At 62.8% G+C, this 22159-nt stretch carries 23 protein-coding genes; 13 read left to right on the plus strand and 10 right to left on the minus strand.

What is annotated here, in order from left to right; genetic code table 11:
- Window positions 1-109: 109 nt before the first annotated feature.
- The 3 genes from QX034_RS25870 (at window position 110) to QX034_RS25880 (ending at window position 3356) form a co-directional block, all read left to right on the plus strand.
- Window positions 110-781, plus strand: a complete 672-nt coding sequence (locus tag QX034_RS25870) for a phosphoribosyltransferase (RefSeq protein WP_315761940.1) — start codon at window positions 110-112, stop codon at window positions 779-781.
- Between the two features lie 23 nt (window positions 782-804).
- On the plus strand, window positions 805-2154 hold the full coding sequence (locus QX034_RS25875) for a nicotinate phosphoribosyltransferase (protein WP_315761939.1): 1350 nt from the start codon (window positions 805-807) through the stop codon (window positions 2152-2154).
- Window positions 2155-2270: 116 nt separating this feature from the next.
- Window positions 2271-3356, plus strand: a complete 1086-nt coding sequence (locus QX034_RS25880; RefSeq protein ID WP_315741345.1) for an alpha/beta fold hydrolase — start codon at window positions 2271-2273, stop codon at window positions 3354-3356.
- Window positions 3357-3731: 375 nt separating this feature from the next.
- On the opposite strand, the gene QX034_RS25885 is transcribed toward QX034_RS25880, so the two are convergent.
- The 4 genes from QX034_RS25885 to QX034_RS25900 form a co-directional block, all read right to left on the minus strand.
- Window positions 3732-4070 (minus strand): hypothetical protein, encoded by a 339-nt coding sequence (locus QX034_RS25885; RefSeq protein ID WP_316195983.1) that lies wholly within the window; start codon window positions 4068-4070, stop codon window positions 3732-3734.
- A 315-nt stretch (window positions 4071-4385) separates the two neighbouring features.
- The gene (locus QX034_RS25890) at window positions 4386-5051 is read right to left on the minus strand and encodes a dienelactone hydrolase family protein (RefSeq protein ID WP_315705177.1); all 666 of its coding nucleotides are present in this window, start codon (window positions 5049-5051) and stop codon (window positions 4386-4388) included.
- An 18-nt stretch (window positions 5052-5069) separates the two neighbouring features.
- Entirely contained in the window at window positions 5070-5495 is a 426-nt protein-coding gene (locus QX034_RS25895) for a DUF2267 domain-containing protein (protein WP_315705178.1), read from the minus strand.
- Between the two features lie 455 nt (window positions 5496-5950).
- Complete coding sequence (locus QX034_RS25900; RefSeq protein ID WP_316195984.1) at window positions 5951-6127, minus strand: hypothetical protein; 177 nt, start codon at window positions 6125-6127, stop codon at window positions 5951-5953.
- A 98-nt stretch (window positions 6128-6225) separates the two neighbouring features.
- Between QX034_RS25900 and QX034_RS25905 the strand changes: the two genes are divergently transcribed.
- Complete coding sequence (locus QX034_RS25905) at window positions 6226-6555, plus strand: hypothetical protein (RefSeq protein WP_316195986.1); 330 nt, start codon at window positions 6226-6228, stop codon at window positions 6553-6555.
- Window positions 6556-6829: 274 nt separating this feature from the next.
- Window positions 6830-7828 (plus strand): tRNA dihydrouridine(20/20a) synthase DusA, encoded by a 999-nt coding sequence (gene dusA / locus QX034_RS25910; protein ID WP_410050932.1) that lies wholly within the window; start codon window positions 6830-6832, stop codon window positions 7826-7828.
- Here the strand turns inward: dusA and QX034_RS25915 are convergent.
- Window positions 7825-8811: an ABC transporter substrate-binding protein gene (locus QX034_RS25915; protein WP_316195988.1), complete on the minus strand. Its 987-nt coding sequence runs from the start codon at window positions 8809-8811 to the stop codon at window positions 7825-7827. The genes dusA and QX034_RS25915 overlap by 4 nt on opposite strands.
- A 465-nt stretch (window positions 8812-9276) precedes the next feature.
- On the opposite strand from QX034_RS25915, the gene QX034_RS25920 reads away from it, so the two are divergent.
- The 6 genes from QX034_RS25920 to QX034_RS25945 are packed head-to-tail and all read left to right on the plus strand — an operon-like array spanning window position 9277 to window position 15397.
- On the plus strand, window positions 9277-10374 hold the full coding sequence (locus tag QX034_RS25920; RefSeq protein WP_315705181.1) for an ABC transporter substrate-binding protein: 1098 nt from the start codon (window positions 9277-9279) through the stop codon (window positions 10372-10374).
- Window positions 10352-11368: an ABC transporter permease gene (locus QX034_RS25925; protein ID WP_315705182.1), complete on the plus strand. Its 1017-nt coding sequence runs from the start codon at window positions 10352-10354 to the stop codon at window positions 11366-11368. The genes QX034_RS25920 and QX034_RS25925 overlap by 23 nt, the downstream gene beginning before the upstream one ends.
- Entirely contained in the window at window positions 11362-12159 is a 798-nt protein-coding gene (locus QX034_RS25930; RefSeq protein ID WP_315741340.1) for an ABC transporter ATP-binding protein, read from the plus strand. Before QX034_RS25925 ends, QX034_RS25930 begins: the two co-directional genes overlap by 7 nt.
- Complete coding sequence (locus tag QX034_RS25935) at window positions 12153-13331, plus strand: acyl-CoA dehydrogenase family protein (RefSeq protein ID WP_316195990.1); 1179 nt, start codon at window positions 12153-12155, stop codon at window positions 13329-13331. Before QX034_RS25930 ends, QX034_RS25935 begins: the two co-directional genes overlap by 7 nt.
- Before the next feature lie 27 nt (window positions 13332-13358).
- Complete coding sequence (locus QX034_RS25940) at window positions 13359-14459, plus strand: LLM class flavin-dependent oxidoreductase (RefSeq protein ID WP_315705185.1); 1101 nt, start codon at window positions 13359-13361, stop codon at window positions 14457-14459.
- The gene (locus QX034_RS25945) at window positions 14456-15397 is read left to right on the plus strand and encodes an ABC transporter substrate-binding protein (protein WP_315705186.1); all 942 of its coding nucleotides are present in this window, start codon (window positions 14456-14458) and stop codon (window positions 15395-15397) included. Before QX034_RS25940 ends, QX034_RS25945 begins: the two co-directional genes overlap by 4 nt.
- A 9-nt stretch (window positions 15398-15406) precedes the next feature.
- On the opposite strand, the gene QX034_RS25950 is transcribed toward QX034_RS25945, so the two are convergent.
- The 5 genes from QX034_RS25950 to QX034_RS25970 all read right to left on the minus strand — a co-directional run bounded on the left by QX034_RS25950 (window position 15407) and on the right by QX034_RS25970 (window position 20147).
- On the minus strand, window positions 15407-16432 hold the full coding sequence (locus QX034_RS25950; RefSeq protein ID WP_316196100.1) for a histidinol-phosphate transaminase: 1026 nt from the start codon (window positions 16430-16432) through the stop codon (window positions 15407-15409).
- Between the two features lie 200 nt (window positions 16433-16632).
- Window positions 16633-17157, minus strand: coding sequence for a TIGR02281 family clan AA aspartic protease (locus QX034_RS25955; RefSeq protein WP_315705187.1), 525 nt, complete (start codon window positions 17155-17157; stop codon window positions 16633-16635).
- Between the two features lie 28 nt (window positions 17158-17185).
- On the minus strand, window positions 17186-17401 hold the full coding sequence (locus tag QX034_RS25960; RefSeq protein ID WP_315705471.1) for a DUF1289 domain-containing protein: 216 nt from the start codon (window positions 17399-17401) through the stop codon (window positions 17186-17188).
- Window positions 17402-17448: 47 nt separating this feature from the next.
- Window positions 17449-19047, minus strand: a complete 1599-nt coding sequence (locus QX034_RS25965; RefSeq protein WP_315705188.1) for a HAMP domain-containing sensor histidine kinase — start codon at window positions 19045-19047, stop codon at window positions 17449-17451.
- Window positions 19048-19277: 230 nt separating this feature from the next.
- Window positions 19278-20147, minus strand: coding sequence for an NAD(P)-dependent oxidoreductase (locus QX034_RS25970; RefSeq protein WP_315705189.1), 870 nt, complete (start codon window positions 20145-20147; stop codon window positions 19278-19280).
- Between the two features lie 255 nt (window positions 20148-20402).
- Between QX034_RS25970 and QX034_RS25975 the strand changes: the two genes are divergently transcribed.
- Complete coding sequence (locus QX034_RS25975; protein ID WP_315705190.1) at window positions 20403-20849, plus strand: VOC family protein; 447 nt, start codon at window positions 20403-20405, stop codon at window positions 20847-20849.
- 129 nt (window positions 20850-20978) lie between these two features.
- The gene (locus QX034_RS25980) at window positions 20979-22109 is read left to right on the plus strand and encodes an Mrp/NBP35 family ATP-binding protein (RefSeq protein ID WP_316195992.1); all 1131 of its coding nucleotides are present in this window, start codon (window positions 20979-20981) and stop codon (window positions 22107-22109) included.
- The last annotated feature ends 50 nt before the right edge of the window (window positions 22110-22159 follow it).

Below are 22159 nucleotides of genomic sequence, written 5' to 3' on the forward strand. Positions count from 1 at the left end.
GCCCGGCATGCTGTGGCCCTTGATCGATTGCGATCCGCCGTGAACTTGACGCGGATCAACCATGTGCGCAATGGGCGTCGGTAGGATTTTGAAAGCTGGAGATTGCGCCATGTCGTTTGAGAACCGAACGGATGCCGGCCGGCAACTCGCCAGGAGGCTGCTCAATTACAAGGATAGAAATCCGGTGATCCTTGCATTGCCGAGGGGCGGCGTTCCGGTTGCTGCCGAGGTGGCGGCGCTGCTCGACGCTCCCCTCGATTTGCTGATCGTGCGGAAGATCGGCGTACCGACCCAGCCCGAACTGGCCATGGGAGCTGTCGCGGAGGGAGCGGAGGCAACGGTCGTCCGCAACGCCGATGTGATCGAGCTTTGCCAGGTTTCTGCGGCGGAGTTCGATTCCGTCTGCCGCGACGAACAGGCCGAGATCGAGCGCCGCAGCAAACGCTATCTGAAGGGCCGGCATCGGGCGCAAATCAAGGGCAGGTTGGCGATCGTCATCGACGACGGTATCGCCACCGGCGCGACCATCCACGCGGCTATCAAGGCAGTCCGGAAGCAGGGGCCGGAAGAGATCGTTCTGGCGGTTCCGGTAGCTCCGTTGGAGACACTTGAAAAGCTCCGACCGGAGGTCGATGTCATCGTCTGTCTGGATACGCCGGTGGAGCTTGGGGCAATCGGCTATTTCTATCGCGACTTTCACCAGGTCAGCGATGAGGAGGTCATCGCACTGCTAGAGCAGTACGGGTCTAAAGAGCCCGTAAAGCGATCGGCAAACCCGTGATTTGCAATGACAGGGCGATCGAAGTGCTGCCGAGTGCATTGCTGACGGATCTCTATCAGTTGAGCATGATCGAGGCCTATTTGGTCTCGGGTCAGACGGATACGGCTGTCTTCGAGTTCTTCGTACGTAAATTGCCGAGAGAGCGACATTTTCTGCTTGCTGCGGGTTTGGAACAGGCACTTCAGTTCCTGGAAAATCTGAAATTCTCAGACGAGGAGCTGAACTGGCTCGCCCAGTCCCGGAAGTTCAATCAGCAGCTCCTGGACTATCTCGCCACGTTTCGCTTCAGCGGCGATGTTCATGCGATGCCGGAAGGAACAGCGTTCTTCGAGAACGAGCCCATTCTCCGGGTTACCGCACCTTTGCCGGAAGCCCAGCTTGTTGAAACGCGTCTCGTCAATATCCTGCACTTTCAGAGCTTGATCGCCTCCAAGGCCGCCCGATTGAAGCTGTTGGCGCCGGACAAGCTGCTGGTCGATTTCGGCCTCCGCCGTGCCCATGGTGCCGAGGCCGGGCTGCTGGCGGCGCGAGCGAGCTATCTCGCCGGATTTTCCGGCACCGCTACACTTTTGGCTGAGAAGACATTCGGTGTTCCCGCCTATGGCACGATGGCGCATTCCTTCGTTCAATCGTTCGACGACGAAGCGAAGGCCTTCGAGGTGTTTGCGCGCGCCCGGCCGCGCGACTTGGTCCTCCTGATAGATACGTATGATACCGAAGCAGCTGCGCACAAGGTGGTCGCGTTGGCGCCCCGGCTCACGGCGCTCGGAATTCCCATTCGCGCGGTTCGAATCGACAGCGGCGATCTGGCTGCACTTGCAAGAGGTGTCCGTCACATTCTGGACGCGGGCGGATTGAAGGACACCGGCATTTTTGTAAGCGGCGGGATCGACGAGGAGGTCCTGCTGGGCTTCTCGCGCCAGCAAGCACCGGTTGACGGTATCGGCATCGGCACCAACCTGACGACCTCATCGGACGTTCCGGGGCTCGATTGCGCCTACAAGCTCCAGGAATATGCCGGCCTGCCGCGCCGTAAGCGCTCGGTGGGGAAGGCGACATGGCCCGGGCGCAAGCAGGTCTGGCGATGTTTCGATGGCGACGGCTTCATGTGTGGTGACGTGGTGTCGACGGAGGACGATTGCATAGAAGGCGAGACCCTCGTGCAGCAGGTCATGCAGGCTGGACGTCGTGTCGGTCCGCTCGTCTCGCTCCAGGAGAGCCGTGCCCGCGCCGAACAGCAACTGAGACAATTGCCTCAGGAACTGAGGACGCCGGCGCTGGCCGCGACTTATCCGGTGTGTATATCGGAACGCCTTCAGCATCTTGCCGTTGCCGCGGATGAAAGAATCAAGCTCGCGGAATTCCCGGCATGACCGCCGAGCGCTGTTCGGGTCAGAGGCGAGCTCAGCGGGGGAGATAGTTTCCAGGACGAAGCCGGTTTGCACGGATCAGTGAGGATGGCATGGTAGAGGGGAGATACGGGAGCCGGATGGGCGAGGCTGGAGGAGGGGGGCCGCATGACCCCTTCTCCTGGTCCTTTCTTGCGGCAAAGATCGCAATCGATGCCTGGCAGTGGTGGCTCCAAGGTGGTGAGTTTGGAGAGGGCAGGCCGGAGCCTGACTTGCAGTGGACCACGCCCAATACGATCGCGCTTGAAATTGCCGATTTGCGGCTGCGGGACTTTTCACTCGCCCGCACGGGCGCGCCTGTTTTGATTTGTGCTCCTTACGCGCTTCATGGGGCTTCGATTGCGGATTTTGCTGCCGGGCATAGTATCGTCGAGGCGCTTCGGAACGGCGGCGTTGCTCGTCTTTACCTTGCGGAGTGGCGCTCGGCATCTCCCGACATGAGCTCGCGGTCCATCGACAGCTACCTCTCTGATCTGAATGTCGCAGTGGATGACATCGGCCATCCGGTCGATCTCGTCGGATTGTGCCAGGGCGGGTGGCTCTCGCTGATCTATGCGGCACGTTTTCCGAATAAGGTACGCTGCTTGGTGCTCGCGGGCGTTCCGGTCGATATGTCGGCCGGCTCGGCGCTGACTCGTGCAGTGGCGTGCATGTCGTCGGATGCCTTCAAAGCCTTGGTGGACAGTACGAGCGGCTTGGTAAGAGGCGAACAGATGCGGCGGTTCTGGGGGGCCTCTCCGGATCCGACGACCGCTTTGCAGAGAACGTTGTCACCGGACATTCTCAGTGACCGTCAATTCGTCGAGCGGTTCGATCGTTGGCAAAGGCAGACGCTCGATTTACCCGGTACGTTCTTTCTCCAAACAGTGAACTGGATCTTCAGGGAGAACCGGCTTGCGGCCGGAGAGTTCGTTGCACTCGGGCACGCGGTCCAACTGAACCGGGTGAGTGTGCCGGTCTTCCTGCTCGCTGGCGCCAATGACGAGGTCGTGCCGGCCGAGCAGGCTCTGGCGACCGCGTCGTTGCTGGGGACGCCCGACGCAGAGATCGAGACCGCCGTCGCGCCATCCAGTCATCTCGGCCTTTTCATGGGCCGCGAAACGATTGGCGTGTTCTGGGCGCGCATCGCCGATTGGCTTCGGAGCATGGACGGGAGGTCGTTGTAGGCGGTATCCGCGTGATCTGCAGCACGCTGAATTGGCTGTCTAGGCAGCCACGATGCGTCGCCCGTGCGCAATCAGCATTCGGAACGCTGCGATGATGTTGCCGCATTCGTGTATGGCAGATCGACGGATCGGAGAGCGGCTCTCTCTTCCAATAGTCGCCTCTCGATGTAGGCGCGCTCGACATCCGTCAAGGATGTCTGGAGCAACCTGCTATAGCGCTCAATATTGCGTCTGCGCGCCTGGACAAGAGTAATTGCGAAGTCCGCCATGTTCACCCCCTTTGCGAGACGGTGCATTAGAAAAGGGACGGCAAGGTCACACATTGACGGAAATCAATGGTGCTGGCGCCGATTGTCGCGGCCCGCAAGCGCAGCTTTAGATGCTCCGCTGCTTTGCGCTGTTGCGTAAGCGATGACAAAGATCCTGCAGCAGGGTTTGCCGATTCTCGAAGTTTATCAGCAGTGCTTCCGCCTGGCTGTGTTCAGCCGTACCGACGGTAAGGGCGTCTCGTATCCGACGGACATGGCTCACCCTTTCGCGTCCGCTGGCCGCTCGGCTTTCCGCGAATTCGAGCTGCTCCAGATCGTAGCTGAGCTTGTCCTCTTCGAAGATCAACAGCTTGGTGACAATGCTTCTCGTCTCGTGCGCAATATTGTGGTTATCGAGTAAGTCAAGGTAGTGATCGATATTGGCTTTGACCACGAAATCACTCATGACGCCCTCCGATACCCTGGAGTGGGCAAGAAGTACCGTTTGGATCACCTAAGAAGAGCAGAGAACAGTAGCCTCTCTTGAACGGTCTATAGCGACGAAACCCAACAGCGAAGGCCGAAAAACAACCTATGCTTGAATCTATATTGCAGGGCGGCCGATCTTGCAATATGGACATAGCCACGTAAGCGTGACACACGCCGATGTGGCAGCAGGCATGGTTAAATGTGCCGCGATGCACAAAACATGACGTTCACTGGGGGCCTGCGCGGGCCGAGCCGAAAGGTTAAGGGCGCCGCTGCCGTCCACTCATGAGGTTTAGCCTGCGTGAGTGTGGGACGGCATGGCGAGATATCGCTCGAACCAGTGCGCGGCGTATTCGATCACGGTGTCCATGGCTCCGGGTTCAGGAAAGAGATGCGTTGCGCCCGGAACGATCTCCAGCGCCTTCGGCGCGCGCAGACGTTGGAGTACATCTTCGTTCAACTCGATGACCCCGACGTCGGCGCCACCGACGATGAGGAGGGTCGGCGCAAGTACCTGGGACAGTGCATCGCCAGCGAGGTCCGGCCGTCCACCGCGAGAGACCACCGCCTTGACCCGTTCCGGATCACGCGCCGCAGCAACGAGCGCGGCTGCGGCGCCGGTGCTGGCGCCGAATAGGCCGGTCATGAGGCCGGTAACCGGGAGAGGCTGCTCGTCAAGCCAATGCAGAACCTCGATCAGCCGCTCGGCGAGCAGAGCGATGTCGAATGTGTTGGCGCGGTTGGCCTCCTCCTCCGGGGTGAGCAGGTCGAACAGCAGGGTGGCGAAGCCGCGTGAGTTCAGGGCTTTGGCAACCGCGACGTTACGCGGCGAGAGGTGGCTTGACCCGCTGCCATGGACGAAGACGATCAGTCCCGCGGGGCTCTTCGGTACGTTCAGGGTACCAGCCAAGCCCAACGGCAGGATGGTGAGATCGGATGATCTGATCGACCCGGTCATCGTAAGCAAGTGCCGGGGCTAGGCCTTGAGAGCCCTGATCTGTTCGGGCAGATGGTGCATTGCTTTTTCGAATTCGCCCGGATCGAGCTTCTGCCAGAGCAGTTCGAACACGCCGCGCGCGACCATCAGTGGATGGGCGGGAAATTGCTGCGGCAGTTGCGCAGCCACGTGTTCGACGAAATCATCGACATGACGCTCCTTGGTGGGCGTGCCCGCGACGTGCCAGTTTTCGTAGTAGATGCCGCGTACCAGGATCGGCAGCTGAGCTCCCAGCTTGATTGCGACCTCCGGAGGCAAGCGGTCGCGCAGGATATGCAGCACCGCTCGCAACGCACTATACGCTTGCTGGCGATTGTCGAGCCTGAGCTCTTCCTCCAGACCTTTGAGCCAAACGTTCGCCTCTTGAATCGTATGGTCCAGAGCGGTGACCCCTGTGACACTCATGACGAGCTCCTTTGAGGTGAAGGAAGCTCACGTCTTGCATGCATCCGTCGAGTCCAGCTTGAGCTGCATCAAACCGAATTCATGCGACGTCGGTGCAGCAGAGGTTGATCTCGCGCAAGGATGGCTGTCCTCTCGTCGGCAATATTGCGTGCGATATCTGCCTTCGTTGGAGGATGAGATGCGCAAGTTCGCGTTGCTTACTGCCGCTGCGATGGTCCTCTCGGTCGCGGCTGTAGCGCCCAGTAGCGCCCAGGCCGGCTGCTATCGGCTGGGCGAGACCGGCTACCACTGGTATCGGTCATGCTGGGGTCCGCATTGGATCTATCCCCATCATCGTGTCTGCCGTCGCGGTCATTGTTGGTATCGCTAATGGCTGGATTTGAGCCGGGCACGCCCATTTTGCCGGCTATGGAGATCGTGCGTGATCGCCCGATTGTCGTCGCGCTGCCGTGCGGTCAGTTCTGCAGGTGCTCGAGGTAGAGGTAGACGGCGGGCTCGGTGTACAGCGTGAGTGCTTGCGGCGCGGCAAGGACGCCAACGATCCCTCTCGTGGAAGGACGGAGTTTCGAGCCTGCGCCGGTGCCGGGCACGATCGGCACCGCGGGTCGCCTTGCCGGGCAGCAAATCACCATGCGGGCTTCCGATTGCTGATCGGCTTTCGTCGCCAGATACCAGCGATCAGCAGAGAAGCCTCCCCCGTAAACGGGCGCAACTCATTTGGAGCGGTCGCATGCGTGGTCCTTTGGTATGTGGTATCTTGCTCGTCTTGTGTATTCCCACGTTTGCGGCAGGGCGCGATCGAGTCCGGCCAATGACGCGACACGCGCACGCACACCGGGTGGTCAGTCCGAGTCCGGTTTTACGTACGCAATACGTGCCGTCGTTGACCCAATCCTATGGGACGTCCGGATCGCCGACGGTCCCACCCAGGACCTATGGAACATCCGGAACTTCCGTCGGAACTGTCACGGCTCCTTCAGTTGGCTCCTACTATTGGCCGACGGTTGGCGTGACCAACGCGGTGCCCACCTGGAGCAACACCAATCCGCCTGCGCGGTAGGGGCATTGCTCTCCCGTCAACCGGTCAAACACGATTGGGGCAATTGCTGAAGGCTATGGCGATCTCGCGCGGCAGCAGCCGGCACGTCGGATGATGCATCGTGGCCTGCTTCGCAGATCGGTATTTGCACGGCACTCCGTTCCGATTTTCGCATGCGCAACGTGTGCAGCGAGGGATCAAATGCGGTACAAGCGCGTGAAATTCTGGCTGGTTTGGGACGCAAACCGAGCGCGCGGAGGCCTGATCCAGTCCATTGGAAAAACAGAGTAAGCTATTGAAGTTACAGCATTATAAATTTTCGGTAGCGCCGATGATGGATTGGACGGACCGGCACTGCCGCGTTTTCCATCGGCTCTTGTCGCGCCGGGCGCTGCTCTACACCGAGATGGTCACGACGGGCGCAGTCATCCACGGCGACCGGAAGCGGCTGCTTGGTTTCGATAAAAGCGAGCATCCGGTTGCGCTGCAGCTCGGCGGCTCGGAGCCTGGCGACCTCGCGACGTCGGCGAGGATCGGGGAGGATTTCGGTTATGACGAGGTCAATCTGAATGTGGGCTGTCCGTCTGATCGGGTGAAGGATGGTCGTTTCGGTGCCTGTCTGATGGCCGAGCCTGGGCTCGTCGCCGCCTGTGTAGCGGCGATGAAGGGCGCGGTGAGGATTCCGGTCACGGTAAAATGCCGGATCGGTATCGACGACCAGGATCCCGAAGTGGCGCTGGATGTGTTGGCTCGGGCCGTCGTCGCGGCCGGGGCCGATGCGTTGATCGTGCATGCGCGCAAGGCCTGGCTCAATGGCCTGTCGCCGAAGGAGAACCGCGACGTTCCGCCGCTCGATTATGATCGCGTGTATCGGCTGAAGGCTGCGCTGCCGCAGGTACCGATCATCATCAATGGCGGCGTTCCGAGCATCGAGGCCGCGAAGCAGCATCTCGCTCACGTCGACGGCGTGATGCTGGGGCGGGCGGCCTATCAGGAGCCGTGGCGGCTATTGGCCGTCGATCCCGAACTCTTCGGCGAAGCGCCGCCGCATGCGAGCATGAAGGATGCCTTGGCTGCGCTCGAGCCCTATATCGCACGTGAACTCGCCGGCGGCACGCGCCTGCACGCGATCACCCGCCACCTTGTCGGTGCTTACCACGCCGTGCCGGGCGCGCGTGCCTTTCGCCGCCATCTCGCCGAGTACGGCGTCAGGCCGGAGGCCGGCATCGCCGTGCTGCGCGACGCGGTCGCCATGGTCGAGGAGCGCGCCGCGTCGGTTGCGGCTTACGCTTAATTCGACCCGATCGCGGCGGTGAAGCTCCGGTCGACCGCCCTGCTGACCTCGAGATGCTTTGTGAGGATGCCGTAGCGGGTGGCGCGGTCCGAGGCAGCCTGTACATCGTTGACCACACCGTCGTCGATCGCAATGGGTGAGGTGTGCTGAGCTTGATAGGCTGACTGCACCACATCCTCGGGCAGTTTGGTCAGCTCGGCCGTGTTTCTGGCATACTCCGCGATATGGTCGAGCGACCACAATCGCGCCTTGTTGAGGCGGTTGACGAAATCCTGGACGGCGGCGCGCTTGGCCACGATTGCCGCCTCCGACGCGACGATGAAAGTGATCGTGGGCGTCAGCCCGTCGCCATCGGCGATCACCCGCGCCTTGTCCTTGAGCACCGCATAGGAGACATAGGGCTCCCATACGGCCCAAGCGTCGACCGAGCCGGCGAGCAGCGCGACCTTGGCGTCGACCGGGCCGAGCGGAGCGAAGGTGGCATCGTCGAGCTTGTATCCTGCTTTCTCCAGGGTGGCATCGATCAGGAATTGGCCCCAGCCGCCGCGGGTGCCGGCCAGCCGCTTGCCCTTCAAATCGCCGGCCGACTTGATCGGCGAATCCTGCCGCACCAGGATCGCTTGCGTCTTTGCATCCGATCGTGTGCCACCGATCGCCTTGATCGGCGCGCCGCCGGCATAGACCGTGAGGAATGAGAGGTCGCCGGTGTAGCCGACATCGAGCGCGCCAGCGTTCAAGGCTTCGAGAATGGGGGCCGCCGCCGGAAATTCCGACCATTCGATTCGATAAGGCAGGTTGTCGGCGAGGCCGGAGATCTCGAGCAGCGAGCGATTGCCGCCTTTCTGATCGCCAACACGAAGGACGACCTGCTCGGCGGCTTTGGCGATTAGCGTTTCCGACAGGAGCAAGGCTGAGCCGAGCAACGCTGCAACAAGTAGCCGGCGATGCCATTGGCCATGCCGATGGGAGTTCGACCTCTTCATTCCTGGTCCCCGGATTTTCTATGTCAGTGCAGATCGCGAGTGCGCAACATCGAGTCTAAGATCGTGCGCTGTGCCGTCAATGAAATGCCTGACTGAATTGAGCGGATGGCAGATAACGTTCGTGTCGTTGATCGTGACGTGCATGAAACATGATGGTCTCGTGCTTGTTCGTGGACGAGATCGACGACAAACGTCGTGGTCTTGCGGGTGTCTGACACGACGATGTCTACAAAATCCTTTCACTGTCGATATTGGTGCGCGTGGAGATATTCGTTTGCCCGCGCGCGACATTCGAAAATCCATTTCATTGACGACGATCAGCCATCTCCGCATCATCAGTTCATCTTTTCGCGGTGCAAGAGCCGCATTTGTTCGGCGAACCATTTGACGCGCTCCGTTGATGGCTGAGTGTGCGGGCGTTGTGCGTCCGCGCAGACGGCGGAGTTTTGCAATGCAGGGGGTGGGATGAGCGACGAAGCAAAGCTTGATCAGACAAGATGGGACCGGCGCCGGTTGCTCCGGGCCGGCGGTGCTGCTGCGTTGCTGGCGCCGCTCGGGGGCTTGGGCGCGCAGGCTCTGTCATTGCGCGCGCCGCCGCAGATCGACTTCTCGGAGTTCCCGATCTGCAAGACCGGCTCCGACGCGCCGCCGCTGACAGGCGCGCCACGCAAGCTGCGGCTGTCCTGGAATGCGGGCGCGGTCTGCCTGACGCCGCTGCCGGTCGCGATCGACCAGGGCTTCTTCCGCAAGCAGAACCTCGATGTCGAGCTGGTCAATTACAGCGGCTCGACGGACCAGCTCCTTGAAGCCATTGCGACCGGCAAGAGCGACGCCGGGCTCGGCATGGCGCTGCGCTGGCTGAAGCCGTTGGAGCAGGGGTTCGACGTGAAGATTGCCGCAGGAACCCATGGCGGCTGCATGCGCGTGCTGGCGCGCGCTGATTCCGGCATCACCAAGCTCGCAGACCTGAAGGGCAAGGCCGTTGCGGTCGGCGATCTCGCCGGCCCCGACAAGAACTTCTTCTCGATCCAGCTGTCGCGGCTCGGCGTCGATCCGGTGAAGGATGTCGACTGGCGAGTCTATCCCGGCGCCGTCGTCAACCTCGCCGCCGACAAGGGCGAGGCGCAGGCGTTCCTGGCCTCCGATCCGCTGGCTTATCTCTGGCTGAAGGACCCCGCTTACAAGGAGGTCGCCTCTAACCTCGATGGTGAATATCGCGAGCGCGTCTGCTGCATCGTCGGCTTGCGCGGCAGCCTGGTGCGCGAGGAGCCGCAGGTCGGGCGAGCGCTCACCCAGGCGCTGCTCGATGCAGCGATGTTCACATCGCAAAATCCGAGCGTGGCAGCGAAGTCGTTCCAGCCTTATGCGCCGAAGAACGCCAGCCTCGAGGATATCGAGGGGATGGTCCGCTACCACACCCACCATCATCATCCGACCGGGGCTGCGCTGAAGCAGGAGCTCAAGGCCTACGCCGACGATCTGAAGGTGGTGTCGGTTTTCAAGCCGAGCACCGACACGAATAGGTTCGCGGAGCGCATTTATGTCGACATTTTCTCTGTCTGACGTCGCGGCAGCCAGTGAGCTGTCGCGGGGCAGTGCGCTCGTCGAACGGCTTCGCGGGGCGCTGCCCGGGCTCGCCGCCGCGCTCGCCTGGGCTGCATTCGGTATCTCCTGCCTGATCCGGGAGGATCTCGGCGACTGGTCGCGGACGCAGGAGGTCGCGATCGCGGCCTTCGTCGTCGCAATGCTGGTTCTGACGGGGACGTTAGGTGGCCATCATCTCGGCCGCGCAGGGGATGGATTGCGCCGGCGCGCGCCGTGGCTGATTGTGCTCGGCTTGGTCCTGTCGGTCTGGGAGCTTGCGACCGCCAAATTCGCCCTCCTGCCGTTGCCGTTCTTCCCGCCGCCGCAGGCGATCGTCGAGGTCTATACCGACGATCTGCCCAAGCTCGCCGACAGCGTTTTCGCCTCTATCAAGCTGCAACTCGGGGGCTACATCATCGGTGCTGCGCTCGGGTTCATCACCGGTGTGGCGATCGGCTGGTCGACCAGCATCGGTTACTGGGTTCATCCGGTGCTGCGCTTCATCGGCCCGTTGCCAGCGACCGCCTGGCTGCCGATCGCCTTTTTCACCTTCCCCTCGAGCTGGAGCGCCTCGACCTTCCTGATCGCACTGGCGACCGGTTTCCCGGTGACTGTGCTCACCTGGTCAGGCGTGGCGAGCGTCAGCTCGGCCTATTACGACGTAGCCCGCACCCTCGGCGCCAAGCCCTCATTCCTGGTGCTGAAGGTCGCCATTCCCGCCGCGCTGCCGCATGTCTTCGTCGGACTGTTCATGGGGCTCGGCGCGTCCTTTGCCGTGCTCGTGGTTGCCGAGATGATCGGCGTCAAAGCAGGCCTCGGCTGGTACCTGCAATGGGCACAGGGCTGGGCCGCTTATGCTAACATGTACGCCGCGCTGCTGGTGATGTCCCTCTTGTGCTCGGGCGCGATCACGCTGCTGTTCAGGGTGCGCGATCGCGTTCTTATCTGGCAGAAGGGCGTCGTCAAATGGTAGCGCAAACGATTGTCGAGCCGATCGCCTATCCGGCGGTCGGCGCCTCGATCGACATCGAGCATGTCGATCATGCCTTCGACATCGATGGCACCGAGCTCCAGGTGCTTGACGACGTAAGTCTGATCGTAGAGCCCGGAGAATTCGTCGCGCTGCTCGGCCCATCTGGCTGCGGCAAGTCGACGTTGCTGCGGCTGATCGCAGGCCTGGAGGCGCCGCGCAGTGGCGTGTTGCGCGAGGACGAGATTCGGATCAAAGGGCCGCATCCGTCTCGCGTCGTCGTGTTCCAGGATCCGACGCTGTTTCCCTGGCGCTCGGTCTGGGACAATGTGGCGCTCGGGCTGGAAGCGCAGGGCATCCTGAAGACGCAGCGGCATCGTGTCGATGCCGCGCTCGATCTCGTTAGCCTCTCTGGCTTCCGCAACGCCTATCCGCATCAGCTGTCCGGCGGCATGGCGCAGCGCGTCGCGCTGGCGCGGGCGCTGGTCAACGATCCCAAGGTGCTGGTGCTCGACGAGCCGCTCGGCAAGCTCGATTCGCTGACGCGGATCGCGATGCAGGCGGAGCTCGTGGCGCTGTGGCAGCGCAAGGGATTTACGACCTTGCTCGTCACCCATGATGTCGAGGAGGCGTTGGTGCTCGCCAACCGCGTCGTGGTGCTGAGCGACCGTCCCGCGCGGGTCAAGGCCGATATCGCGGTGGCGCGGCCCTATCCGCGCCATCGCGGCGATCCTTACCTTGCCGATCTGCGCCGCCGGATTCTCGGTCTGCTCGGTTTGGAGGCGACATGGTAGCGGCGATCGAACGGACGGCGGTGCAGCCCAAGGCGGGCGAGGACGAACTGATTGCGCGCGCGCAGAAGCTCGCGTCGCTCTTTGCCCAGCGTGCGGTGGTGCACGACCGCGATGGCAACGTTGCATCCGAGAGCTTCCAGGATTTGTTCGACGCCGGACTGTTGTCCCTGACCGTGCCCGCGGCGTTCGGCGGTCACGGCGCCGGTGCGCGAATGACGTCCCGTGTGCTCGGCGTCGTGGCTCAGGCCGATCCATCCACCGCGCTGATCCTGGCCATGCATTACATTCAGCATTTCGTGATGGCCCGGAGCAACGAATACCCGCCACGGCTGGCGCGCAAGCTTGCGCAGGAGTCGGTGGAGGCCGGCGGGCTGATCAATACGTTGCGGGTCGAGCCGGCGCTCGGATCGCCTTCGCGCGGCGGGCTTCCTGAGACCGTCGCCCGACGCACCGAGACCGGCTGGCGATTGACCGGGCACAAAATCTATTCGACCGGCGCGCCGATCCTGAAATGGTACTCGGTCTGGGCCAGGACCGACGAGGCCGAGCCGCGGCTCGGCCTGTTCCTGGTGCCGGCGGGGCTGCCGGGCACGCGCATCGTCGAGACCTGGGACCATCTTGGCCTCAGGGCGAGCGGCAGCCACGACGTGATCTTCGATGATGTGGTGATCCCGCTCGACTACGAGATCGCGCTACGCAAGCCGGAAGCTTGGCGCGTACAGGATCCGACTCAGGCACTGGTGCACGGCATCTTTGTCGGTGCGATCTATGACGGTATCGCGCGTGCCGCGCGGGATTGGATCGTCGGGTTCCTGAAGGCGCGGAGCCCGTCGAGTCTTGGTGCGCCGCTCTCGACCTTGCCCCGTGCGCAAGAAATTCTTGGCGGCATCGAGGCGAAGCTGCAGGTCAATGCGCGGCTGATCGACGGCGCCGCGCGGGAGTTCGACGAAGGCATCGTTCCGAGCGCTGCCGAGTCCAACATCATCAAGCTCACCGTCACCAGCAACGCCGTGACGGCGGTGGAGGATGCGCTGTCGCTATCGAGCAATCACGGTCTCAGCCGGACCAATCCGCTGGAGCGGCATTATCGCGACGTGCTGTGCGGCCGGGTGCATACGCCGCAGGACGATGCGACGCGCATTGCCGCCGGCCGCCTGGCGCTCGGTCTCTGAATTTTTCAAAAAGGAAAGGCTTACCCGATGTCCATCGAATTCATCGGTTTCATCTCCAACAACAACTCCTCCGAGACCATCGTCCGCAACGGCCCGGTGCTCGATCCCATCCATATTGAGACGGTCGCGAAGGCGCATGAGAATGCCGGTTTCGACCGCGCGCTGCTGGCATTCCACTCGACGACGCCGGACAGCCTGCAAGTTGCCCAGCACGTGTTGGGTGTGACCGAGAGGCTGAACGTGCTGATCGCGCAGCGGCCGGGCTTCACCGCGCCGACCTTGCTGGCCCGTCAGTTCGCGGTGCTCGATCAGTTCTCGCGGGGACGCGTCGCTCTGCACGTCATCACCGGCGGCAATGCCGCCGAGCTGCACCAGGACGGCAATACGCTCGACGACAAGGACGAACGCTATGCCCGCACCAGCGAGTTTCTCGATGTGGTGCGCTCCGAATGGAGCAGTGACAAGCCATTTAGCTATGCGGGCAAATATTATCAGGTCGAAAATGGCTTCTCCCAGGTGAAGCCGTATCGGCCGGAAGGCATCCGGATCTATTTCGGCGGAGCGTCCGATGCGGCGATCGAGGTCGCCGGCAAGCATGCCGACACCTTTGCGCTGTGGGGTGAATCCTACGCACAGGTCCGGGAGCAGACCGCGCGTGTGCGTGCGGCAGCCGCGCAGCACGGCCGGCCGGCGCCGCGCTTTTCGTTGTCGGTACGGCCGATCCTCGCCGATACTGAGGAGAAGGCCTGGGCCAAGGCGCAGGATATCCTGGAGCGCGCCACCGCGCTGCAGGACCAGACAGGCTATCGCAAGCCGGCGGACGGTCATGCCACGGCGGGCGCCAAGCGGCTGCTTGCGATCGCCGAGCAGGGCAAGCGCGTCGACAAGCGGCTGTGGACCGAGATCGCCAAGCTCACCGGCGCCAACAGCAACACCACCGCGCTGGTCGGAACGCCGGAGCAGGTGGCCGACGTGTTCGGCGACTATTACGACCTCGGCATCAGCCATTTCCTGATCCGCGGCTTCGATCCCCTGATCGACGCGATCGAATATGGCCGCGAGCTGATTCCGCTGACCCGTCAGCTCATTGCAGAACGGCAGCGCACCCGGGGAGTGGCGGCGGAATGATGCGCCTGTTCGTTATCGCCGGGCTTCTGCTCGGGCTCGTCACCTCGGCCGATGCGCAGGTGAGCCTGCGGGTCGGCGATCAGAAGGGCAATGCGCGCGCCGTGATGGAGGCGGCCGGCGTGCTCGACGACGTGCCCTACAAGATCGAGTGGAAGGAGTTTGCCGCGGCAGCTCCTTTGCTTGAAGCATTGGGGGCGGGAGCCATCGAAACCGGACTGGTTGGCGATGCGCCCTTCACCTTCGCCGCGGCCTCGGGCGTGCCGGTGAAGGCGATCGCCGCCATTCGGCAGACCCAGGAGGGGCTTGCGATCCTCGTGCCTGAGAGTTCCTCGATCAGAAGTTTCGACGAGCTGAAAGGCAAGAAGGTCGCGACCGGCCGCGGTTCGATCGGGCACCAGCTGGTCCTTGCTGCACTCGAGTCCAGGGGCTGGACAGTGAACGACGTCCAGCTCGTCTTCCTGGCGCCGTCCGACGCGAAAGTGGCGTACACGCAAGGTTCAGTGGATGCCTGGTCGACCTGGGAGCCCTATGTGAGTCAGGAGGAAGTACTGTTCAAGTCGCGCCGGATCATTACCGCTGAGGGGCTGACCCCGGGACTCAGCTTCCAGGTTGCGACGCCGGGCGCGATCAAGGAGAAGCGGGAGGCGCTTGCAGACTTCGTACGGCGGCTGACGATCGCGCGCGCCTGGTCGCAGGACCATGTCGAAGGCTATGCCGAGACATGGGGCAAGCTGATGAACATCCCGCCGGCGGTGGCCTTGAACTGGCTGAAGCGCGCCAGGATACGGATCGCGCCGATTGATGACACAGTCGTCGCGGACGAGCAGAGCACGATTGATCTCTACGTCCGTACCGGTCTCATCAAGCAGCAGCTCAAGGCCTCCGACATCGTCGACCGCTCGTTCACTGAGGCCATTGCCAAGGGCACGGGCCTGTAGTCGAGGCGACTACGCTGGAGCTAGGAGGTCTGCCACGGCCTTTCGTGCGATCGCATTCTCCTCCGGCAGGCCGATCGAGATGCGCACCCAATTGTCGAGCGGCGGCTGGGCGCGGCCGATGAGAATGCCCTGTGCGGCGAGCGCGGCTGCGACCTTCTGCTGCGGCTGTCCGGCATCGAAGAAGACGAAGTTGCCGTATGAATTGGTGAAGCGGACCTTCCGCTCGCGAAACAACTGATGCCAGGCCTCGCGCTCGGCCGTTACCTTGTCGCGTATCGAGGCGACATAGCCTGCATCAGCGAGGCTCGCGGTTGCCGCGACCAGGCTGAGCCGGTTCAATCCGAAGAAGGCGCCTATGCCCATCTGCTTCAAGGAGGCGGCAAGCTTCTTCGGGGCAAGTGTGTAGCCAATGGCAAGGCTGGCCAGTCCGTAAATCTTCGAGAAGGTTCTGAACACGGCGACATTGGCACCATCGCGGACCAGACCTGCGACGGTCCGTTGTTCGAAATCCGGGGTGAATTCGAGATAGGCTTCATCGACGATGACGAGCGTTCGCTTGGCCATCTCGCGGACGGCGTCGGCGAACTCTTTGATGTCGCTGACCGTGCCTGAAGGATTGTGCGGGTTCACCAGATAGACGGCGCGGGTATGGGAATTGATCCGACCCGCAAGGGCAGGCAGGTCGTTTTCGAGCCGATGGTTCAAGGGGACACCGACCACGACGCCGCCGGCGGGTGCGACGGCATCGACCAGTGCGGTATAGCCCGGCTCGGAATAGACGAATTCGCCGTCCGGCCCACCATGCGCGGACAGATAAAGTCCGAGCACGTCGAGGTTCTCGCCGAGCACGATCTGCTCCGGCCGGATGTCTTCGCGCGCGGCGATCGCGTCGGTCAGCCCTGTCAGTTCGTCACCGGTATAGCGGCTGAGGCCGGCAAGATGCGTCCGGATGGCTTCCACGGCCTGAGGTGACGGCCCAAAGGGATTTTCGTTGAGGGCAAGCCGGATGGGATTGTGTGACGATGTGCTGGCCATGGCAGGATGTACCAAATTGAGGGCCGCCACCGTCGTGAGCAACAGCCATTCGCGACGATCGAGATGAGCCACGTTTTGCTCCCACGGCGGGACCGAACTGACGCCGAAGTCTGCCGTCCGCATGACGATCGCGCAACCCGATGCCGGTCACCGTGAAGTGAGGGGTGCGATGTTTGTGGTTACAGTCGCAATGTCGCCGGTCAGCCCCGTTCCGGATAGCCGTGCAGCATCAGGCGGTCGGAGCGCACCTCCCAGCGTTCGAGCCGGTCCAGGAAACTCATGCCGAGCAGGTTGGTCTTCATCTGGCCGTGCGGCACCACCAGCGCCGGCACTGAGCGCTCGACCAGCTTGCCGACCGCCAGCCGATCAAGCGTCAGGCGGGCGGCCTTGGTGTGGCCGCCGGCGGTCTCGACATCGACGTCGTAATCGAGCAGTTCGAGCGGAAGCCCTGCAGCTTTTGCGGTCTCATAGGTCAGCACGACGGAGGTTGCGCCGGTATCGACCACCATCGGAGCTGTGATCCCGTTGATCTTGGCGCGCAGCGTGAACTCTCCGCCTTGGCCGCGCTGGATCTCGACCGCGCTTGCCTTCATCCTGCTTGCGCTCTTGCGCAGCAACTCCGACACCGTGTCGCTGGCGAGCGCGGCCTGTTCAGGGTCCTTGTAGGCGATCACGGCGCCGGCGGTGATCGCCATCGTCATCAGAACGAGCAGGAGACGGCTCACGGGGCAACTCCAATTGCGACCGAGGCGTTCAACGGCGTTCGCGTGACGGAGCCTGATCCGGCAATCCAGCCTCGTGCATCCGCGCAGGCAGTTCGGCCATCAGCGAACGCCGCTCCGCGTCGTCCATTTGGCTCCAGCGCGCGATTTCCGGCAGCGTGCGGCCGCAGCCGAAGCAGAGGTTGATCTTCGGATCCATCATGCAGATTTTGATGCATGGCGTATCTTTGCTGGTCTCTTGGCTCATCGTTCGAGAATGGAGGAGGTCTTCCCGCCGGTGCAAGGGCCGTCATGTCACAACCCCGTTCCCGCATTCATGATCGGCTTGGCTCGCGGTCGGCGCTTGCCTTCGGTTGCCATCACCACCGGCTCCGGCTGCAGCGGCGGCGCTTCGTCCGACATCGGCCCGAGCGCCGACATCACCCGCTCCGGCGGGAACGTGACGATGACCTCAGTGCCGATTCTGAGCTTCGATTTCAATGTGAAGGTGCCGCCATGCATCTCGATCAGGTTCTTGGCGATGGGCAGCCCAAGGCCTGCGCCCTGTTCGGCCGATTTGATCGAGTTCGAGCCCTGACCAAACGAGGCCAGAACGATCGGAATTTCGTCTTCGGCGATGCCGGAGCCGGTGTCCTTGACGCTGAGATATTGTCCCCCGGAAGCGGTCCAGCCGGCCTTCAGCCAGATATCACCGCCTTGCGGGGTGAACTTGATCGCGTTGGACAACAGGTTGAGCACGACCTGGCGGATCGCGCGCTCATCCGCCCACAGCTTCGGCATGTTGCGCTCGAACACCTCGTGAATCGTCAGCCCGCGGCTGGAGGCGCGCAGTTTGAGCAAGTGATGACAATCCGCCACGACATGCACCAGCGAGACGGCTTCCTCGTTGAGCTCATAGCGTCCCGCCTCGATCCGCGAGAGGTCGAGGATCTCGTTGATCAGGTTGAGCAGGTGCACGCCGGAATTATGGATGTCGGCGGAATATTCCTTGTAGACCGGCACCGCATGCACGCCGAAGATCTCGCTCTTCATCACCTCGGAGAAGCCGAGAATGGCGTTCAGCGGCGTGCGCAGCTCATGGCTCATTTGCGCGAGAAAGCGCGATTTGGCGACATTGGCGGCCTCTGCGCGGTAGCGTGCCTCGTCGGAAATCGCCTTGGCCTGTTCGAGCTCGCCGATCAGCGCATCTTTCTCGGCGCGCGCCTCGAGTGTGGCGAGGGTGGTCGAATGCAGTTGATGCGCGAGCAGTGCGAAATAGCCTTCGGCTGCGATCGCAAACGCGGCCAGGACATAATTGTCGAGCTTGCCTGTCAATGCGAGATTGAGCGCGATAGCGATCGTGACCGGCGTGGTGGCGGCAAGGGCTGCGAGCGGCAGGTTGGCCGCGAGCATGCTGGAGACGGCGATCACCAGCAGCATCAGGAACATCATCAACGTGCCGGAGACGGCCGCCAGCGCCGGGTCGATCAAGATCGCCATCCAGCAGACGCCGTAGAGCAGGTCGAGCAGCAGGAACCGCGTGCGCCAGCGCCGCGTCGCGGCCAATGACGGCTTGTCGGCGAGAAAGCGCTGGCAGGTGCGCACGATTGCGGCGTGGATGCAGAGGATGCCGCAGGTCCAGGCGCCGGCCGCGAGCGGCTTTAGCCAGACGCTGAGCAGCATGCCGGTCGCAACCACCAGCAGCATCACCACGTAGGAAGCGGAGATCCGGGTCTGCGCATATTGGCGCAGCAACTCGCGATCGAAGGCCGGCCGTGTCCCCGAAGTCGACGTCAGCCGGTCGCGCGCCTCACGAACCCGCTGTTGCGCCGCCCGCCGCTGGCTCGCAGACGCGAGCGCCGGCGGGTCGGCCGGAATCTCGACGACCTCAGGCGTTTCAGCGGAGTTACTCATCAGACACACAAGTTCTGCCCGCGGCCGCACGGGCTCTTCGCATTGTCTATAACTGGCCTGAAATCCTTAAGAGGGATTATAGAGAACTGAATATTTCCGTTAACGGCGCGTTAAAACCGAACTTCGGCCGTGCCGCCGCACCTGCATCGTAAGAAAACGCCCGCGCGAGGCGGGCGTTTGGGTCGTTGTCTGTGAGCCCAGGCGCGACGGCGCTGCTTGATCGCGCCGGCTTATTTTTCCAGGCGCGCGAGCAGGCTCGATGTATCCCAGCGCTTGCCGCCGAGCTTCTCGACCTCGGAGTAGAATTGGTCGACCAGCGCGGTCACCGGCAGATGCGCGCCGTTGCGGCGGGCCTCGCTGAGGCAGATCGACAAATCCTTGCGCATCCATTCCACCGCAAAACCAAAGTCATACTTGCCTTCATTCATGGTCTTGTAGCGGTTTTCCATCTGCCAGGACTGCGCCGCGCCCTTGGAGATGGTTTCGATCACGGCCGCAACGTCGAGGCCGGACTTCTTCGCGAAATGGATGCCTTCCGACAGGCCCTGAACGAGCCCGGCGATGCAGATCTGGTTGACCATCTTGGTGAGCTGGCCGCTGCCCGCGGGGCCGAGCAGCTTGCACATGCGGGCGTAGGCGGCGATGACCGGTTCGGCGCCGGAATAGGCGTCCTGGGTGCCGCCGCACATCACGGTGAGCACGCCGTTCTCGGCGCCGGCCTGTCCGCCGGACACGGGAGCATCGACGAATTTGAAGCCAGCCTTGGTCGCTGCGGCATCGAGTTCACGCGCCACTTCGGCAGAGGCGGTGGTGTGGTCGACGAAGGTTGCGCCCTTGGCCATGCCGGCAAAGGCGCCATCGGGGCCGATCGTCACCGAGCGCAGATCATTGTCATTGCCGACGCAGCACATGACGAAATCCTGCCCCTCGGCGGCCTGCTTCGGCGTCGGCGCGGTCTTGCCGCCGAACTTGTCGGCCCATTCCTTCGCCTTGGCCGCGGTGCGGTTATAGACCGTGACCTCGTGACCGCCTTTTTTCACGAGATGTCCTGCCATGGGAAAACCCATGACGCCGAGACCGATAAAAGCGACTTTAGCCATGTGAGCTACCTTGGGTTTGCCGGCGGCCTTGCGCTGGCCGGCCTGTTCTCATCCAAATACGCTGCAAGGACCAGCCCGGCTGGGAACCGCGGCGGCCGCTTGGGAGGGGCACCATAAACGCTGAGCCCATAAGGGCAATGCCCAGCTACGAACGGCTCGCAACCTTGTGCTAAGGTTTTGCCGTCAGCGAGGCTTGCAAAGCCGTCATCCGACAACGAAATCCGCCAGACGGGCAGACAACAGGGAGTGTTTCGCATGAGCATCAGCGTAGGCGTGCTCGACCATTTCAACATCCGAACCCGCAATCTTGCCGACACGGTTCGCTTTTACGAGGACGTGCTGGGGCTGGAGAATGGCCCGCGGCCGAATTTCGGCTTCCCCGGTGCCTGGATGTACAGCGAGGGCCGGCCGGTGGTGCATCTGGTCGACATCGCCCCGACCTCGGAGCCGCAGAAGCCGGATTCCGGCGTGGTTCATCACGTCGCTTTCGTCAGCCGCGGCTTTGCCGGGATGAAAGCGCGGCTTGCCGCCAAGGGCATGCCGTTCGATGCAAGGCAGGTCCCGGGCGGCGAGCTCTGGCAGATCTTCGTGCGCGATCCCAACGGGGTGACCATCGAGCTCAATTACGAGGCTGCCAAGGAGCAGGGCGATTCTGCACCGGTCGAGACGGATTCCGATATTGGAACCAAGGTGGCATTTTGAGCCGACGCGCTTTATTGGAAGCGTCCAAGCGGGGGCCGGACCGAACCGGTCGGACCGGAAGATCATGTCCAATCAGCGGGATGGAGCGCGGTGATGTGGCGCGCTCTTAAGTTTTTCAGGAGAGGCGTCGTGAGCGTCAACCAGCAGCAGGTTCTCGAAGCACTGAAGCGGGTTCGCTCGCCGCGCGGAGTGGCGTTGCCGGACGCCAATGTCCTGTCTCCGATCACCGCCAATGATGGCAAGGTGTTCTTCTCGATCAATGTCGATGCGGCGGAGGCGCGCGCCTGGGAGAACACCCGGGCCCAGGCCGAGGCCGCCGTCCGCGCCATCCCCGGCGTGACGATGGCGATGATCGCGTTGACCGCCGAGCGCAAGCCGGGCGCCTCGTCGCCACCACCACCACGGAGCTCCGGTGTGCAGCCTGTCGCAGCCCATCGACCGCCGCCGCAGCATCCCGCGGGCTCGCCGATGGCGCGCCAAACCGAGATTCCCGGCATCGGTGCCGTCGTCGCGGTGGCATCGGGCAAAGGTGGGGTCGGCAAGTCGACCACCGCGATCAACCTTGCGTTGGCGTTGCGCGATCTTGGGCTCAAGGTCGGGCTGCTCGATGCCGACATCTATGGTCCGTCGATTCCGCGTCTGACCGGTCTGCGCGACAGGCCCGAACTCGACGACGCCAAGAAGATGATCCCGCTGCAGCGCTTTGGGCTTGCGATCATGTCGATCGGCTTCCTCGTGGAGGAGGAGACCGCCATGATCTGGCGCGGGCCGATGGTGATGTCGGCCATCAACCAGATGTTGCGCGACGTCGCCTGGGGCACGCTCGACGTGCTGGTGGTGGATATGCCCCCCGGCACTGGCGATGCGCAGCTGACGCTGGCGCAGAACGTGCCGCTCAAGGGCGCGGTGATCGTTTCGACGCCGCAGGACCTGTCGCTGATCGATGCACGGCGGGGGCTGGCGATGTTCCGGAAGGTGGATGTGCCGGTGCTCGGCATCATCGAGAATATGAGCTACTTCCAGTGCCCGCATTGCGGCACCCGCTCGGACATTTTCGGCCATGGCGGGGCGCGACATGAGGCGGAGCGGCTCGGCGTCCCGTTCCTGGGCGAGATCCCCCTGCACATGGATATCCGCGCCACCTCGGATGCCGGCAATCCTGTCGTCGTCAGCGAACCCGACGGCCCGCATGCGGCAGTCTATCGTGCCATTGCGAAACAGGTACGCGAGCAGCTCGAGGGCGCCATCGCCGCGGCTTGATGCGTTGCAGCATCCATAGCTGGCTCCGAAATGTGGCCTACTGCGATGGT

The organism is Bradyrhizobium sp. SZCCHNR3119, assembly GCF_032487775.1.
Classification (GTDB): domain Bacteria; phylum Pseudomonadota; class Alphaproteobacteria; order Rhizobiales; family Xanthobacteraceae; genus Bradyrhizobium.